The following is a 14,849-nucleotide window of genomic DNA, read 5'->3' on the forward strand; positions in this document are numbered from 1 at the left end:
CATGGTCGATCCAGACAACCTCGTCACCGTCGATGTCCAGACGATGGGCCAGCGAATGGCTCCAGCCGAAACCAAGCCCTGCATCAATCTCGGCCGCGCTGCTTCGATACAGTCGGGTGAAGGCAAACGGCAACACCCCATCCAGCGTGCCATCGGTGAGCGTCAGCAGTTCTTCGCCCGTGACCATCGACACCGGGCAGCCGTTGGTGCAGGTCAGCGGCGCGCAGTCGGCACTGTCGCCGTTGGGGTTTTTCGCTTGATCGGGCGCATCATCGCGGGGTTCATGACGCTCGATGCGGGTCATGTTGTGAGACTTGTCACGCGCGATAGTCGCTGGATTGGTCACCGAAAGCTCGGCTGAATCAGCCTTGCGCACCAACAGAGGGATCGCAGGCGTAGGCCTCAGCGGTGCCTGACGCGCATTGACCATCAACGGTTTCAACGCGCCCGCATGGGCCGTCAAATCGGGCGCGGAAGTCCGCGCAGCCAAGCGCAGCGCCGACGCCGCCAGCCATTCCCGGGCCCGGGGCGATCTGACTTTGTTCAGCACTTTGCCGCTCAGCCGCAGTGGCACGCCCATGCCAGCGCTCACGCTGGTCAGCAGAAAACCGATCAGCAGTTCAACCCGAACTTCGGCTATCACTTCGGCCACATGCTGCGGCGGCAACATCTTCAACCAACTGGTAAACGCGGCGAGGTGGATGAACAGCGACGGTTCATCACTGAGCATCAACAGGCCATTGGCGATGGCTTCGTCAGAGGCCTGGAGCAATGCTTGAAGATCCGCGTCGCTCAGGTATTGCAGCAGTTTTTCGCTGTTGGCCTGCAAATCCGCGAGGAGGGCATACAGCTGTTTCACGTCATCCCAAATGCCATTCAGCGCATTTTCAAAGCCGCGCCAGTCGGCCTGTTGCAACTGCCCGTAACGATCCAGAAAACCGGAGCTGGAAAATTCTTTCCACTGGGGCGCAAAGCTTTTCCATTCTTCAAGCAGCCACGCTTCAAGCCCGGCGACAAGGCCTTGGTAGGAGTCATGCAGCGCTTTGACATGGGCGGTGGAGACGTCGGGAAAGAAGGTAATGCGATAACGCTGATGACGAGCACATCCGGCCATTTCGAGAATGCCGCTCGGGCCGATCCTGGCGTGGACAGGTTCGCCGAGGGTCAATACACCGCCGTCGTCGGCGATGACCTGTTCGAGCATCACCGGCGTATCGCCGATCGGCACAAACCGTGCGGCTTCGAACATGTGTACCAGCGTCAGTGACCCACTGGCCGAACACATGGCCACCGAGGAACTGACCGGTTTGTTTTGGCTGATCGGGGCGCTGAGGCGAACGTCGTTGCCGACCTTGAACACCTGCTCGATATCCAGCGCCGACCCCGTCCAGAACTGCTCGGCCCAATTGTCATAGGTGTTCAAGCACAAGCGGAACTCCGCCAGCAAGCTCTCGATATCAGGCTGGTCGGGATCCATGGCGGCGACTACCAGCAAGCCGATGCTGTTGTTCAGGGCCAAAAGCTGGTCGGGTTTGTACATCCGCAGTCACTCGCGCCAATCAATGAAGAGGCGAGAGACTTTGCAAGGGATCAAAAAAGAAAGAAGTCGGGTAAAGAGACGGTGTTTGTAGGGCGATTCGCTAAATGTACTTCTCGATGTGGAAACGGAGAAAACAGTGGCGAGGACGACCTCGCCACATCACTAGGGGCTAGAGGTCTTTGACAAGCCGCAACGCATCGTAAATCGCCGCATGGGTATTACGCGCCGCCACGGCATCGCCAATGCGGAACAACTGAAAGCGGCCCTGCGGATTGGTGATCATGTTTTGCGCATTGCCCGCGATCAAGTCGTGCTGCTCCACCGCGCCGCCATTGCTCGAATGCGGACGAAGATCGAAATACAGGTCATCCAGCGGAATCGTGCCGTGGTTGATCACAACTTGGTCGACGACCCGTTGTTTGTTCACCTTGCCGTAATCACTGCCGAAGATTGCGACGAGACGGCCATCGCGTTTCTCCACGGCGTCGACGCGGTAGGTGACGGTGAACGTGACGTCCAGATCCTGCAGGCTGCGCATGTAGGGTACCAGGTTCATGGCCATGACTTCGGGGGAAAACGCGCGATCCGGGGTGACGATTTCCACGGTCGCGCCACTGTTGGCGATGACTTCGGCGGCCTGAAGTGCGGCGTGGTCGCCGGCGTCGTCGAAGATCAGTACCTGACGGCCCGGCTTGACGTCCCCGGAAATGATGTCCCAGGTCGATACGACGAGTTCGTTACCGTGGCTCAGCACCTCGGTGTGGGGCAGGCCGCCCGTAGCGACGATGACCACGTCCGGTTCATGGGCGAGCACCGTGTCGGCTTCGGCCCATGTATTGAAATGGAACTTGACCCCGAGCCGTTCGCACTGGGCCATGCGCCAGTCGATGATGCTGATCATCTCGCGGCGGCGCTCGCTCTGGGCGGTCAGGCGGATCTGTCCGCCGGGCTGGTCGGCGGCTTCCAGCACGGTCACGTCATGGCCGCGTTCGCCCGCGACGCGCGCCGCTTCAAGTCCCGCCGGGCCGGTGCCGATCACCAGCACCTTGCGCTTGAGCGGCGCTTTGGGAATCTCGTGGGGCATGGTGGTTTCGCGGCCGGTCGCGGCGTTGTGAATGCAGTACGCGGCGCCGCCCTGATAGATGCGGTCCAGGCAATAGTTGGCGCCGACGCAGGGGCGGATGTCCTCTTCGCGTTTCTCGATGATTTTGCGCACGATGTGCGGATCGGTCATGTGCGCGCGGGTCATGCCGACCATGTCGACCTTGCCTGAGGCAACCGCATAGCGCGCGGTGGCGACGTCTGGAATCTTCGCGGCGTGGAAGGTCGGAAAACCGGTGGCGGAACGGATCTCGCCGGCGAAATCCAGATGCGGCGAGTTGCGCATGCCCTGGATCGGGATGACATCAGTGAGCCCGGCATCGGTGTCGATATGGCCGCGTACGACGTTGAGAAAGTCCACCAGCCCGCTGTCTTTGAGCATGTGGGAAATCTGCATGCCTTCGCTGGCGTTGAAGCCGCCGGGCAGTGCTTCATCGCCGGTATAGCGCACGCCGAGCAGGAAGTCCTCGCCGACCCGTTGACGAATGCCGCGCAGAACGTCGAAAGTGAAGCGCATGCGATTTTCCAGCGAGCCGCCGTAAGGGCCGTCAAGTTCGTTGGTCAACGGTGACCAGAACTGATCCATCAAATGCCCGTAAGCCTGAAGTTCCAGACCGTCCATGCCCGCCGCTTTCATGCGTTCGGCGGCATCGACGTAATCCTTGATGATGCGGTCGATGTCCCAGTCTTCCATTTTTTTCGGGAAGGAACGGTGCGCCGCCTCGCGGTGATGCGAGGGCGAGACTACCGGCAGCCAGTCGGCCTTGTCCCAGCGCGTGCGACGGCCCAGGTGGGTCAACTGGATCATCACGGCGGCACCGTGTTCGTGGCACTCGTCAGTCAGGTCTTTGAGCCATTTGACCACTTCGTCCTGGTAGGCAAGGACGTTGTTGAACACTGGCGGACTGTCGCGCGAAACCGCCGCGGAGCCAGCGGTCATGGTCAGCGCGACGCCGGCCTTGGCCCGTTCGACATGGTAGGCGCGATACAAATCCTTGGGCATGCCGTCGACCGGATAGGCCGGTTCGTGGGACGTGGTGATGATCCGGTTTCTGAGGGTCAGGTGTTTGATCTTATAGGGCTGCAGCAAGGGATCGCTGGACATGGCGGGTGCGCTCCAAGGGTGGGCTTCATCAGGCTCGGCCACTTGAAATTAGGGTAACTGTACATGTGTGTCAATGGTGGCTGACATACATGTACATTTTGCTTGCGCTGTACGCTGCCTGCGCATAAGATCGGCACACAAGGAGAAGGGCTATTGGTCGATCGGGCCACCCGCAAGGCTGCACTTTTTGCGACCGCAAGGCCGTTCACATTAAGAAAAACCTGCCAATAACAACCCAACAGGAAGACGCTTGATGAACGCTCATTCGACGAATCGAAAAAGACTCCGCACCTGCCTGGCCGGTGTAGTACTCGCCGCCAGTGCTACGCTGGTGCACGCCGCTGACCCCACGCCTGTGCGAATTGGCTGGGTCAACTGGTCCGACACCGAAATCACCGTCAAACTCGCCACCAAAGCCCTCGAAGATCACCTCAAACAGCCGGTCAAACTGGTCATGGCCGACATCGGCATTCAGTTCCAGGCACTGGCCAACGGCAACATCGACATGATCCCGATGGTCTGGCTGCCGAGCACGCACAAAGCCTTCTACGACAAGTATCGCGACCGTCTCGAAGACCTCGGCGTGCTCTACGAAGGGCGAATCGGCATGGCCGTGCCGACGTCGATTCCGGTCAGCGAAATTGCCAGCGTCGAAGATCTAAACAAGCCCGGTATTCGCGACAAATTCGACGGCAAGATTCTCACCTCAGAAGTGGGCAACGGTCAGTACAAGCTCACCGTCAAAGCGATCGACGAGTACAAACTGGCCGGCTACAAACTGGTGGCGTCGTCTGAAACCGGCATGCTCAACGAACTGGATCGCAACAACAAACGCGACAAGTGGTCACTGGTCAATGCCTGGAGCCCGCACTGGATGTTCTCCAAATGGTCGCTGCGTTATCTCGATGATCCGAAGGGCATCTTCGGCGGCGCCGAGCAGATTCATGCGATGGGGCGCAAAGGCTTCACTCAGGAGTTTCCCCAGGTGGCGTCTTTCTTTGCGCACTACTCAATCCCTCAGGCTGACCTTGAAGCGCTGATGATGCAGGCGCGGCAGACGTCGTCGGACGAGGCGGTGTCGGCATATTACGCGGCGAACAAACCACGTTTTGAGGCGATGTTCGAAGCCGGGCAAACCGTGGGGAGTCGCGCGCCTTAGGTGAATGCCTGGCGAACGGGATAGCATGGTCGGCCGACGCATCCGACATACTGATGTCGAAGCCGATCTGCTGTGGCAGACCACGCACATGCAGCTGAGTCTTTAAAACCGCCCCGTCAGCGGGTACTCCACGGCTAGACGAATCTGATCGCCATCCAGCTCAGCCTGCGCCGTGTTACCCCGATGCATATTGTGACGAAGGGAAAACGTCGTGCCTTTGGCGCTGCCGCTTTGCACGACGTACCGCGCCTCAAGATCACGTTCCCAGTGCTTACCGCCCTCGCCATAACCCAGATAAGCGTAGCCTCCGCGCGGGTCAACATGGCTGCCATCGATCTGGCTGCCGCGCACATAGAGCGCAGTCAAAACCAGCCCCGGCACGCCAACCGTGGTCGCATTGAAGTCATATCGCGCTTGCCAGGACTGCTCGTTCGGCGCGTTGAAGTCCGACATCTGCACGGCGTTGCCGAGGAAGATTGCGCCGCGAGTGACGTAGTCGAACGGCGTGTCGCCATCCACTTTCTGGTACCCGAGGGTCACGCTGTGCGGGCCTTGTGCGTAGGTCGACAACAGACTCCACGTGGTGTTGTCGATTTGTCCCGACAGTGCTTTGCCGGTGTCGGTGGTGCGGTAGAGGTTGAGGTCGAAACTCAGCGAGCGCCGGTCATCCAGCGGTTGAATGAACGTGGCGCCGAGGTAGTGCTCGTTCCAGGTGTCTTCGTAGCGCGAGGTGTAAAGGCTCGTGGTGAAATTTTTGCTCGGGGTGTACACCATGCCGGCGAGGTCAAAAGTGTTGCCTTGCACGCCGTTGGAATAATTCACGACGAAGCCTTGGTCGTGGCTGCTGGCATTGCGGTCGGTGCTTTCGTTGAAGTGCCCGGCGACCAGTTTCAGCGAGTCGATTTCGTGGCTGGTGAGGAACAGTCCGGTGGCGGTTTCCGGTAACAGGCGGCTGTCGGAAGAGCTGAACACCGGCGTCTTCACGCGTTGTTCACCCATCGATAGAACGGTCGAGGACACGCGTAGCTTCACCGCTGCGCCGCCACGGCTGTATTCGTCTTTCGGATGCCCGTCATTGTCCAGGCCGAGCAACCGCGCCTTGCCCGCTCGGCCGCCGCCGCTGTCCAGTTGCGCGCCGAAATAGGCGTGTGCGTCGACACCCACGCCGACCAACCCTTGAGTGAATCCCGACTGATAAGTGCCCATCAAACCGTAGGCCCACTCCTCGGCATAACCGTTGCGCTCGGATCGCGGCTTATAGGCGTTGCGCGCGCCGCTGTTGCTGGCGCCGTTGCGGTATTCGCGGTTGTCGTAGACGGTGCGGTTGAGCACGCTCCAGGTGCTGTCTTCAATAAAGCCTTCGGCGCTGGTCTGTACCGATGAGCAGAGCAGGGCGCCCGCCAGCGGCAGGGTCAAGGATGAATTCCGCATCATTAAAACTCCGTAAACAGAATCACGTCGGGCGCAAACGCAGAATCTGCGCTCCATCGAAAGGGTCGGTCAGGTAGTGCGCCTGCACGCCGAAGGTGTCGTGCAAACGTTGCGGCGTCAGCACGTCGAAGGGCTTGCCGAGAGCGACCAGGCGACCGCGCTCCAGTACGGCGAGGCGGTCACAGGTCAGGGCTTGATTGAGGTCATGCAGGGCGATCAGCGTGGTCACCGGCAAGGACTGCACTTGCTGCAGAATCGCCAGTTGATGCTGGATGTCCAGATGATTGGTCGGCTCGTCGAGCAAGAGGATTTGCGGTCGCTGTGCCAGCGCCCTGGCGATGTGCACGCGCTGGCGTTCACCGCCGGAAAGGCTGCGCCAGGTGCGACGGGCAAGGTGCGTCGCGTCGACATCGCTCAGGGCCTGGCGGACGATGGCGTCGTCTTCCGGCGACCACGGGCTCAGTGCCGACAGCCAGGGCGTACGGCCCAGCGCGACGGCGTCGAATACGCCGATGCTGTCGTCGGTGTCGGCTTGTTGTTCGACCACTGCCAGGCGTTGGGCGATGCTTCGCCGTGACAATTTGGCCAGGCGTTGTCCTTCCAGACGCACCTCGCCGTTGGCGGGCGGGCGCAATCCGGCAAGCAGTTTGAGCAGCGTGGATTTGCCCGAGCCATTCGGGCCGACGATGCCAAGGGTTTCGCCGCGTCGAACGTCAAGGCTGACGCCCACCAGCAACTCGGCATCGCGGATCTTGAACGTTAGGTCACGGCAACTCAGAACGCCGGGATCACTCATCTCGCGTTTCTCCGGCCAATGAGAATCAGCGCAAAAACCGGCGCGCCGACCAGTGCCGTGACCACACCCACCGGGATCACCTGACCTTTGATGAGCGTGCGCGACAGCACGTCCGCAGCAATCAAAAACAGCGCGCCCCCCAGCGCACTGGCCGGCAGCAATCGCGCATGACCGGTGCCCAGCAACAGGCGAGCAGCATGAGGAATCACCAGCCCGACGAAGCCGATCGAACCCACTATCGACACCATCACCGCCGTCACCAGCGCTGCACAACCGATCAACACGATTTGCACGCGGCGCACTGCAATGCCCAGCGACGCCGCCGAATCCGTGCCAAAGGTGAACGCATCCAGCGCCCGTCGATGCCACAGACACACGGCGAGACCGAACAGCGCCACCGGCACCGCCAGCCACACTGACGGCCAGCGCACGCCGCTGAGGTTGCCGAGCAACCAGAACATAATCCCGCGTGCCTGTTCCGAACTGGCCGATTTGGTGATGAGAAACGCGGTCAGCGCATTGAACAGCTGCGAGCCAGCAATGCCCGCGAGAATGATCTGCCCGGCTCCGCTGGAGGAACCGCTGGCCCGCGCCAACAAAATCACCAAGGCAAACGCGGCAATTGCGCCGACGAAGGCGCCGGCCGATAGCGTAATCGCCCCCGCGCCGACTCCGAGCAATGCCACCATCACCGCGCCGGTCGACGCGCCGGCGGAAATGCCCAGCAGATAGGGATCGGCCAGCGGGTTGCGCAACAGCGATTGCAGAATCACCCCGCAGGTCGCCAGGCCCGCACCGCACGCGGCGGCCACCAGCGCACGGGTGAGGCGGTAGTTCCAGACGATGCCTTCGTCGATAGGGTCGAGCACATGACCGGCCGCCCACAGCTTGTTCGCCAGTACCTGAAACACTACGCCGGGTTCAATCGGCGTCTCACCAATAGTCACGCCGGCGAGCACGGCGATCAGCAATGTCGTGACGGCAAGGACGATACGCAGTAAACGGTGGGTCATTTCGGCACGTCGTAGCCGTGAATGGCAGTCGCCAGTTGCTCAAGGCCATCGAACATCCGCAGGCTGGCCTGCAGGGCCAGAGCGTCGAGGATGATGATGCGATTGTTCTTCACCGCGTCCATGTTTCGGGTCACCGGATCGCTGTGCAGGAAAGCCAGTTTTTTTTCATAGTCGTCTGCCGGGTAGCGCCGGCGATCCATGCGCGCGATGACCAGAAAGGTCGGGTTGGCCTTGGCCAGGGTTTCCCAGCCAACGGTCGGCCACTCCTCATCCGACTGCACGACGTTGCGCACGCCAAGGGTGTCGAGCATGAACTGAGGAATGCCTTGGTGGCCGGCGACAAACGGGTCGATGTTCATCTCGGCGCTGGAGAACCAGACCAATGCGCTGGCGTCTTTCAAGTTTTGTTTTTTCACCGATGCGATGGACATGGCCAGGCTCGCCTTCAGTTCAGCGTTCAGTTGTTGGCCGCGCTTCTGCACATCAAAAATGTCGGCGAGTTGGCTGACGCTTTTGTACAGGCTGTCGACGCTGAATGGCTTCAGACGAGTGCCGTCGGCGCCGACCAGATTGTCCTTGGCTTCGCAGTCGGACGGCAGGACGTAGGTGGGGATTTTCAGTTCGTGGAACTGCTCGCGAGTACCGACCACGCCTTGCGGGCCGACTTGCCATTCGAACTCCACGGTGACCAGTTCCGGGCGCTTGCCGATCACGGCTTCAAAGCTTGGATCGTTGTCGGCCAGTCGCTCGATCTTGTCGTTCTGCGCCTTGTATTGGGGCAAGACATCGTTGAACCACAGGGAAGTGCCGGCGACTTTTTCGCCAAGGCCCAAGGCGTAAAGTATTTCGGTGCCGGTCTGGCCAATGGTCACGGCGCGGGTGGGGGCATGCTGGAAGGTCAGGTGGTTGCCGCAGTTGTCGATTGTCAGGGGAAAGTGGGTAGGGCTCGCCTGCGCCAACGCGCAAAAACCGAGGCCGGTGACAAGGGTGGCAACACGGGACAGCAGCATGACGCAAACTCCATTTGAACCGTACGAGAGGCGGGGGCACGGAACTGGAAACACATCATCAAACGCTGCCGGGCAGGCAGTGCGAGGCCGGGTGACTATCAAATAGTACGCGGCAAGGATGTCCTTCCCGGACACCCCGCCGGTTAGTGATGTTGCTTTGGCCGGCAGGTCTCCTGACTGATGCGTCGTCGCCGCGCTCCGGCCTTCCCGGAATCATCCAGTGGCGCTGAGGGAGCAAGGCTCGGCATCTACAGTTGCGGGGGCAGTTCCGGTTAATGCCGTGGCGGCATCTCGAATTCCCTTTTAGTCCCGTTAAGGAACCGGCGGACGGCATGTTATATTATCCGCTCGCATTTGGGGAGGCTGAATTGCGCGGATGCACAGGATAGACTGGCCCCCGCAACCCAACTGGCCTAGCCTTCGTGCTCGCGCCCTAAGGCCTGCGGCTAATCGCAGGTGATCTTCAATGTGATCAAGTGAGGCAAAGGTTGGTAGAGCGACGTCAGTTCAGTGGTGCAATGAAAGGCAAAAACCTTCGTTATCTGAAAGATCCAGAAGGTCAGGCGCCGCTGAAAGCGCGGGCAGGTTTTTTGTTGCTGGAGCATTTTTCATTGCCGGCCTTCACCCAGGCGCTCGACACCATCGTCACGGCGAACCTGTTGCGGCCCGAATTATTCACCACGCGAACCTTCGGTCTGGCCGACGGCGAAGTGGTCAGCGACTTGGGGCTGGTGATTCGCCCTGATGCCCGTTTGAGCCACGCCGCAATTGAGGCGCTGGACTTGCTGGTGGTTTGCGGTGGCTATCGCACGGCGCTGACGGCGGACGACGCTTTGATTGATCTTCTCCAAGACGCGGCAGAGCAGGGCGTAACGCTGGCGGGGATCTGGAATGGTGCGTGGTTTCTCGGGCGCGCCGGTTTGCTCGATGGGTATCGTTGTGCCGTGCACCCTGAACACCGTCCGGCCTTGGCGGAAATCGCGAGGCTCGCGCAGGTCACCAGTGAAGCGTATGTGGTCGATCGCAACCGTCTGACCGCATCCAGCCCGACAGGCTCGTTCTATATGGCGCTGGAGTGGATCAAGGCGCTGTACGACAAAGGTTTGACCGACGGGATTGAAGACATTCTCGCATTCGAGGCATCGCGGTATCGGCGCATCAAACCGTCTCTGAGCCAATCGGTGAGCGGGCCGTTGCGCGAAGTAGTGAATTTGATGGACGCCAACCTGGAAGAGCCGCTGGAGCTGGAAACGCTGTGTGAATATGCCGGGCGTTCACGGCGGCAGATCGAGCGTTTGTTCAAGGATCAGCTCGGCACCACACCGCAGCGTTATTACATGGATTTGCGCATCACCGAAGCGCGGCGACTGCTTCAGCACACGACGCTGTCAATTGTTGAAGTGTCGGTGGCTTGCGGCTTCGTGTCACCGAGCCATTTCAGCAAATGCTACACCGCCTATTTCGGCTATCGCCCGTCCAGAGAAACCCGGTTGGTCAAATGATTCGATGAGCCAACATTTTTATCGGCTGACCTGCCGCCATCGCTGGCAAGCCAGGCTCCTACAGATTTCACAGCTCGTCACAATCACTCGGGCCGGGCTCGCCCGCAAAACAACGCGCAAAAATAGATGGATATCGACGCAGCTGCCGTCTGCGTTTCCAGGCGAGTTTCCGGAGTCATTCGTTCTGATGCATATCATCGGAAAAATAAGTGGCTGTTTTACAAGATTTTTATGCTCATCAGGGGTTCACAGACGGGCATAAAGTTGTTAAATTGCCGCGCATTCTTACAGAGAGCCTCAAACGGCTCGCAGCGAAGGGAATCCCTTTCCCGATCTCGCTGATGCAGGAATCCGGGTGCCAGGCACTCATCGCAACAGATACAGGGGCGTCGCCAAGCGGTAAGGCAGCAGGTTTTGATCCTGCCATGCGTTGGTTCGAATCCAGCCGCCCCTGCCATTTTCCTGATGTAAATCCCGTTTTGATTCGCCCAGCCATCAAGGCTCAGCGCCCACTTGATTTCATCAAATACAAAAAAGGCCCCGATCCATGGATCGGGGCCTTTTTTTGCGTGTTATTCAGCGTTTAGCGAAACGCTGGCACGACGTGCTTGATGAACAACTCAAGGGATTTCTTCTTCTCCGCGTGCGGCAGGCTGTTGTCGCACCAGAAACTGAATTCATCGACGCCCAGTTCCTCGTAGTACTTGATGCGCGGGATGATTTCTTCCGGGGTGCCGATCATGGCGGTTTTGTGCAGGCTCTCCAGTTCGAATTCCGGGCGGGCGGCGAATTTTTCTTCCGGGCTCGGGTCGAGGAAGCCGTTGACCGGCGTGGTCTTGTTGCCGAACCAGGCATCGAAGGTGCGGTAGAAACGCGAGATTGCCTTGGCGCCGACTTTCCAGCCGTCCGGATCGTCCTGGGTGTGGACGTGGGTGTGGCGCAGCACCATCAGTTGCGGGCGCGGTACGTCCGGGTTGTTGTCCAGGGCAGTCTGGAACTTGTTCTTCAGGTCGAGGACTTCTTCATCGCCCTTCATCAGCGGCGTGACCATCACGTTGCAGCCGTTGGCCACCGCGAAGTTGTGCGAATCCGGGTCGCGAGCGGCGATCCACATCGGCGGGTTCGGCTTCTGCACAGGCTTCGGCACGCTGGTGGAGGTGGGGAATTTCCAGATGTCGCCGTCGTGGGCGTAGTCGCCGTTCCACAAGGCGCGTACCACCGGCACCATTTCTCGCAACGCCTGGCCGCCACTCGAAGCGGGCATGCCGCCGGCCATGCGGTCGAATTCAACCTGATAGGCGCCACGCGCCAGACCTACTTCCATGCGGCCGTTGCTGATCACGTCGAGCAACGCGCATTCACCGGCCACCCGCAGCGGGTGCCAGAACGGCGCGATGATGGTGCCGGCGCCGAGGTGGATGGTGGTGGTTTTCGCGGCCAGGTACGCCAGCAGTGGCATCGGGCTCGGCGAGATGGTGTATTCCATGGCGTGGTGTTCGCCGATCCACACGGTGCTGAAACCACCGGCTTCGGCCATCAGCGTCAGTTCGGTCAGGTCTTCGAACAGTTGGCGGTGGCTGACGCTTTCGTCCCAGCGTTCCATGTGTACGAACAGGGAAAATTTCATGACGCTACCTCGGATCTTTTGTTGATGGCCGGTCGCTTGCGGGCCTGAGTTCTCAGCACTGGAGCATGCCCTGATGGACGCCTCATCGGCTGCTTGATATCTGGTATACCATAATACGAAATATCCGCAAAATAATTTACTACAGGGTGCTCGGCTGATACCGGATTCTGCATCCACCGCAGATCCGCTGTGGGAGCGAGCCTGCTTGCGAAGGCGTCAGGTCAGGCAACAGTAATGTTGAATGTGCCGGCCTCATCGCCAGCAGGCTGGCTCCTACATGGCGAACTGTGGTGATTTTGAATTGGATCACGCCGGAACGGGCAGGGCGCCCATTTTGCCGTGGCAGTACACCAATGGCGCGGTGTGCTGCTGCGGGACGATCAGGTTTTTCACCGCACCGACCATGATCGCGTGGTCGCCACCTTCGTATTCGCGCCACAGCTCGCACTCGATCACCGCCGTGGCGTTCGCCAGGATCGGATTGCCCAGTTCGCTCAATGTCCATTCGATGCCTTGCGCCTTGTCCTTGCCTTTGCGCGCGAAAGCATAGGCTTCGCTTTGCTGGCTGCCGGACAGAACATGAATGGCGAAGCGCTTGTTTTTGATCAGCACAGGGTAGGAATCGGAACTGTAGTTAGGGCAGAACAGCACCAGTGCCGGATCCATCGACAGCGAGCTAAATGCGCTGGCGGTCAGGCCTACGATCTGGCCGTCATCATCCAGCGTGGTGATGACGGTTACGCCAGAGGGGAACGAGCCCATGACTTGTTTGTAGATGGCGGCATCGATCATTGGGCAGTCCTCAGGTGATGGTTTTTATGTGTTTGTAGGTCTGATGGTATACCGTAATACATGCATTGCAAGATGTTTTTAGGTGAACCGATAAACGTGCAGCTTTCGTCGGAAACTCAATGATTACGGGTGTTTCGACTAGCCATCGACGCAATGGATCAGCGAGGATTGCGCATCAGATAGCGTCGCAAGTAGCGGATCAGTCTTGTGAAATGCTTGGAATACCATAATATGGTCTGCATCTGAGGGGCGGCCATAGAGTCCCCCCGGTTTGGCTTCATACAAAGATAAGAACAGACAAACTCGAGTTCATGCATATGTCCCAGATGTCCCGGCAAGATCCGTTGATCGAGAATCACACGGTCGATTACGTCCCACTCGCGGAACGCCACGGGAAGGCCCGCGACCTATTCACGCTTTGGTTCAGCACCAACATCGCGCCACTGCCCATCGTCACCGGCGCCATGGTGGTTCAAGTGTTCCATCTCGACTTGTGGTGGGGCCTGCTGGCGATAGCCCTCGGCCATATGATTGGCGGTCTGGTGATCGCACTTGCTTCAGCGCAAGGCCCGCGCATGGGCATTCCGCAGATGGTGCAGAGTCGCGGTCAGTTCGGTCGTTATGGCGCGCTGCTGATCGTGTTTTTCGCGGCGATCATTTACATCGGTTTCTTCATTTCCAACATTGTGCTTGCCGGTAAATCCATTGTCGGCATCGCACCGTCGGTGCCTGCGCCGCTGAGCATTCTGATCGGCGCGTTGAGCGCCACGGCGATCGGCGTGATCGGCTACAACTTCATCCATACGCTGAACCGCATAGGCACCTGGGTGATGGGCGGGGCGCTGCTGGCCGGTTTCATCTACATCTTCGCTCACGACCTGCCGGTGGATTTCTTCACCCGTGGCAGCTTCAACCTCTCAGGTTGGCTGGCGACGGTGTCGCTGGGGATCATCTGGCAGATCAGCTTCTCGCCCTATGTGTCCGACTACTCGCGGTATCTGCCAGCGGACATCGGCATCAGCAAGCCATTTATCGCCACGTATCTGGGCGCCACGCTGGGCACGATTCTGTCGTTCGCTTTCGGCGCGGTAGCCGTGCTGGCGACGCCGGAAGGCACCGAGGCGATGGCCGCCGTCAAGCAGTCCACTGGCTGGCTCGGGCCGATCCTGATGGTGCTGTTTTTGCTCAACATCATCAGCCACAACGCGCTTAATCTGTACGGCGCGGTGTTGTCGATCATTACCTCGATCCAGACATTCGCCGCCCAATGGACGCCGAGTATCAAGGTGCGAGTGGTGCTGTCGACGGTGGTGCTGACCGGCTGCTGCCTCGTGGCGCTGAGTGCTTCGGCTGACTTCATTTCCGAGTTCATCGGCCTGATTCTGGCCTTGCTGCTGGTGCTGGTGCCGTGGGCGTCGATCAACCTGATCGACTTCTACCTGATCAAGCGCGGCGAGTACGACATCGCGTCGATCTTCCGCGCCGACGGCGGCATCTACGGCCGCTTCAATCTGCACGCGATCATCGCCTACTTCATCGGCATCATCGTCCAACTGCCGTTCGCCAACACGTCGCTGTATGTCGGCCCGTACGCGAATCTGGTGGACGGTGCGGATCTGTCGTGGCTGGTCGGCCTGATCGTCACGTGCCCGCTGTATTACTGCCTGGCGACACGGGGTAAAACCCAAAAGAGCAGGGCGGCGCGACTGGGTTACACCGACTGATCGATTCGCGAGGTAAAAGATGCCCGGCACATTGCCGGGTATTTTTTTG

The 14,849-nt window shown here is 59.6% G+C and carries 11 protein-coding genes, 1 tRNA gene and 1 riboswitch; of the genes, 4 read left to right on the forward strand and 8 right to left on the reverse strand.

Annotation, left to right across the window (positions count from 1 at the left end; translation table 11 throughout):
* Positions 1-1,540 (reverse strand): DUF6531 domain-containing protein (locus GIW69_RS21610; protein WP_236484811.1); only part of this gene is annotated, 1,540 nt, incomplete at its 3' end.
* A 169-nt stretch (positions 1,541-1,709) separates the two neighbouring features.
* On the reverse strand, positions 1,710-3,746 hold the full coding sequence (locus GIW69_RS21615) for an NADH:flavin oxidoreductase (RefSeq protein WP_236484812.1): 2,037 nt from the start codon (positions 3,744-3,746) through the stop codon (positions 1,710-1,712).
* A 253-nt stretch (positions 3,747-3,999) separates the two neighbouring features.
* Between GIW69_RS21615 and GIW69_RS21620 the strand changes: the two genes are divergently transcribed.
* Positions 4,000-4,905 carry a glycine betaine ABC transporter substrate-binding protein gene (locus tag GIW69_RS21620; protein WP_236484813.1) on the forward strand — a complete coding sequence of 302 codons (906 nt, stop codon included), beginning with the start codon at positions 4,000-4,002 and terminating at the stop codon, positions 4,903-4,905.
* A 102-nt stretch (positions 4,906-5,007) separates the two neighbouring features.
* Here GIW69_RS21620 and GIW69_RS21625 read toward each other — a convergent pair whose 3' ends face one another.
* Genes GIW69_RS21625 through GIW69_RS21640 form a run of 4 tightly spaced genes read right to left on the reverse strand, consistent with a single transcriptional unit; the run spans position 5,008 to position 9,155 of the window.
* Positions 5,008-6,339, reverse strand: a complete 1,332-nt coding sequence (locus GIW69_RS21625; RefSeq protein WP_236484814.1) for an OprD family porin — start codon at positions 6,337-6,339, stop codon at positions 5,008-5,010.
* A gap of 19 nt (positions 6,340-6,358) precedes the next feature.
* The gene (locus GIW69_RS21630; protein ID WP_236484815.1) at positions 6,359-7,132 is read right to left on the reverse strand and encodes an ABC transporter ATP-binding protein; all 774 of its coding nucleotides are present in this window, start codon (positions 7,130-7,132) and stop codon (positions 6,359-6,361) included.
* On the reverse strand, positions 7,129-8,145 hold the full coding sequence (locus tag GIW69_RS21635) for an iron ABC transporter permease (protein WP_236484816.1): 1,017 nt from the start codon (positions 8,143-8,145) through the stop codon (positions 7,129-7,131). The genes GIW69_RS21630 and GIW69_RS21635 overlap by 4 nt, the downstream gene beginning before the upstream one ends.
* On the reverse strand, positions 8,142-9,155 hold the full coding sequence (locus GIW69_RS21640) for an ABC transporter substrate-binding protein (RefSeq protein WP_236484817.1): 1,014 nt from the start codon (positions 9,153-9,155) through the stop codon (positions 8,142-8,144). Before GIW69_RS21640 ends, GIW69_RS21635 begins: the two co-directional genes overlap by 4 nt.
* 146 nt (positions 9,156-9,301) lie before the next feature.
* Positions 9,302-9,495, reverse strand: a riboswitch (cobalamin riboswitch).
* A 148-nt stretch (positions 9,496-9,643) separates the two neighbouring features.
* On the opposite strand from GIW69_RS21640, the gene GIW69_RS21645 reads away from it, so the two are divergent.
* Both GIW69_RS21645 and GIW69_RS21650 read left to right on the forward strand, forming a co-directional pair.
* Positions 9,644-10,657, forward strand: coding sequence for a GlxA family transcriptional regulator (locus GIW69_RS21645; RefSeq protein ID WP_236484818.1), 1,014 nt, complete (start codon positions 9,644-9,646; stop codon positions 10,655-10,657).
* A 382-nt stretch (positions 10,658-11,039) separates the two neighbouring features.
* Positions 11,040-11,114: transfer RNA gene (locus tag GIW69_RS21650), tRNA-Gln, on the forward strand.
* Between the two features lie 126 nt (positions 11,115-11,240).
* Here GIW69_RS21650 and GIW69_RS21655 read toward each other — a convergent pair.
* Both GIW69_RS21655 and GIW69_RS21660 read right to left on the reverse strand, forming a co-directional pair.
* On the reverse strand, positions 11,241-12,284 hold the full coding sequence (locus GIW69_RS21655; protein ID WP_236484819.1) for an LLM class flavin-dependent oxidoreductase: 1,044 nt from the start codon (positions 12,282-12,284) through the stop codon (positions 11,241-11,243).
* Between the two features lie 306 nt (positions 12,285-12,590).
* A complete protein-coding gene (locus GIW69_RS21660) occupies positions 12,591-13,076 on the reverse strand; it encodes a flavin reductase family protein (RefSeq protein WP_236484820.1) in 486 nt (161 codons plus the stop codon).
* Between the two features lie 317 nt (positions 13,077-13,393).
* On the opposite strand from GIW69_RS21660, the gene GIW69_RS21665 reads away from it, so the two are divergent.
* On the forward strand, positions 13,394-14,800 hold the full coding sequence (locus tag GIW69_RS21665) for a cytosine permease (protein WP_236484821.1): 1,407 nt from the start codon (positions 13,394-13,396) through the stop codon (positions 14,798-14,800).
* Positions 14,801-14,849 lie beyond the last annotated feature (49 nt).

Origin of the sequence: Pseudomonas syringae, assembly GCF_021605415.1 — a bacterium.
Classification (GTDB): domain Bacteria; phylum Pseudomonadota; class Gammaproteobacteria; order Pseudomonadales; family Pseudomonadaceae; genus Aquipseudomonas; species Aquipseudomonas syringae_S.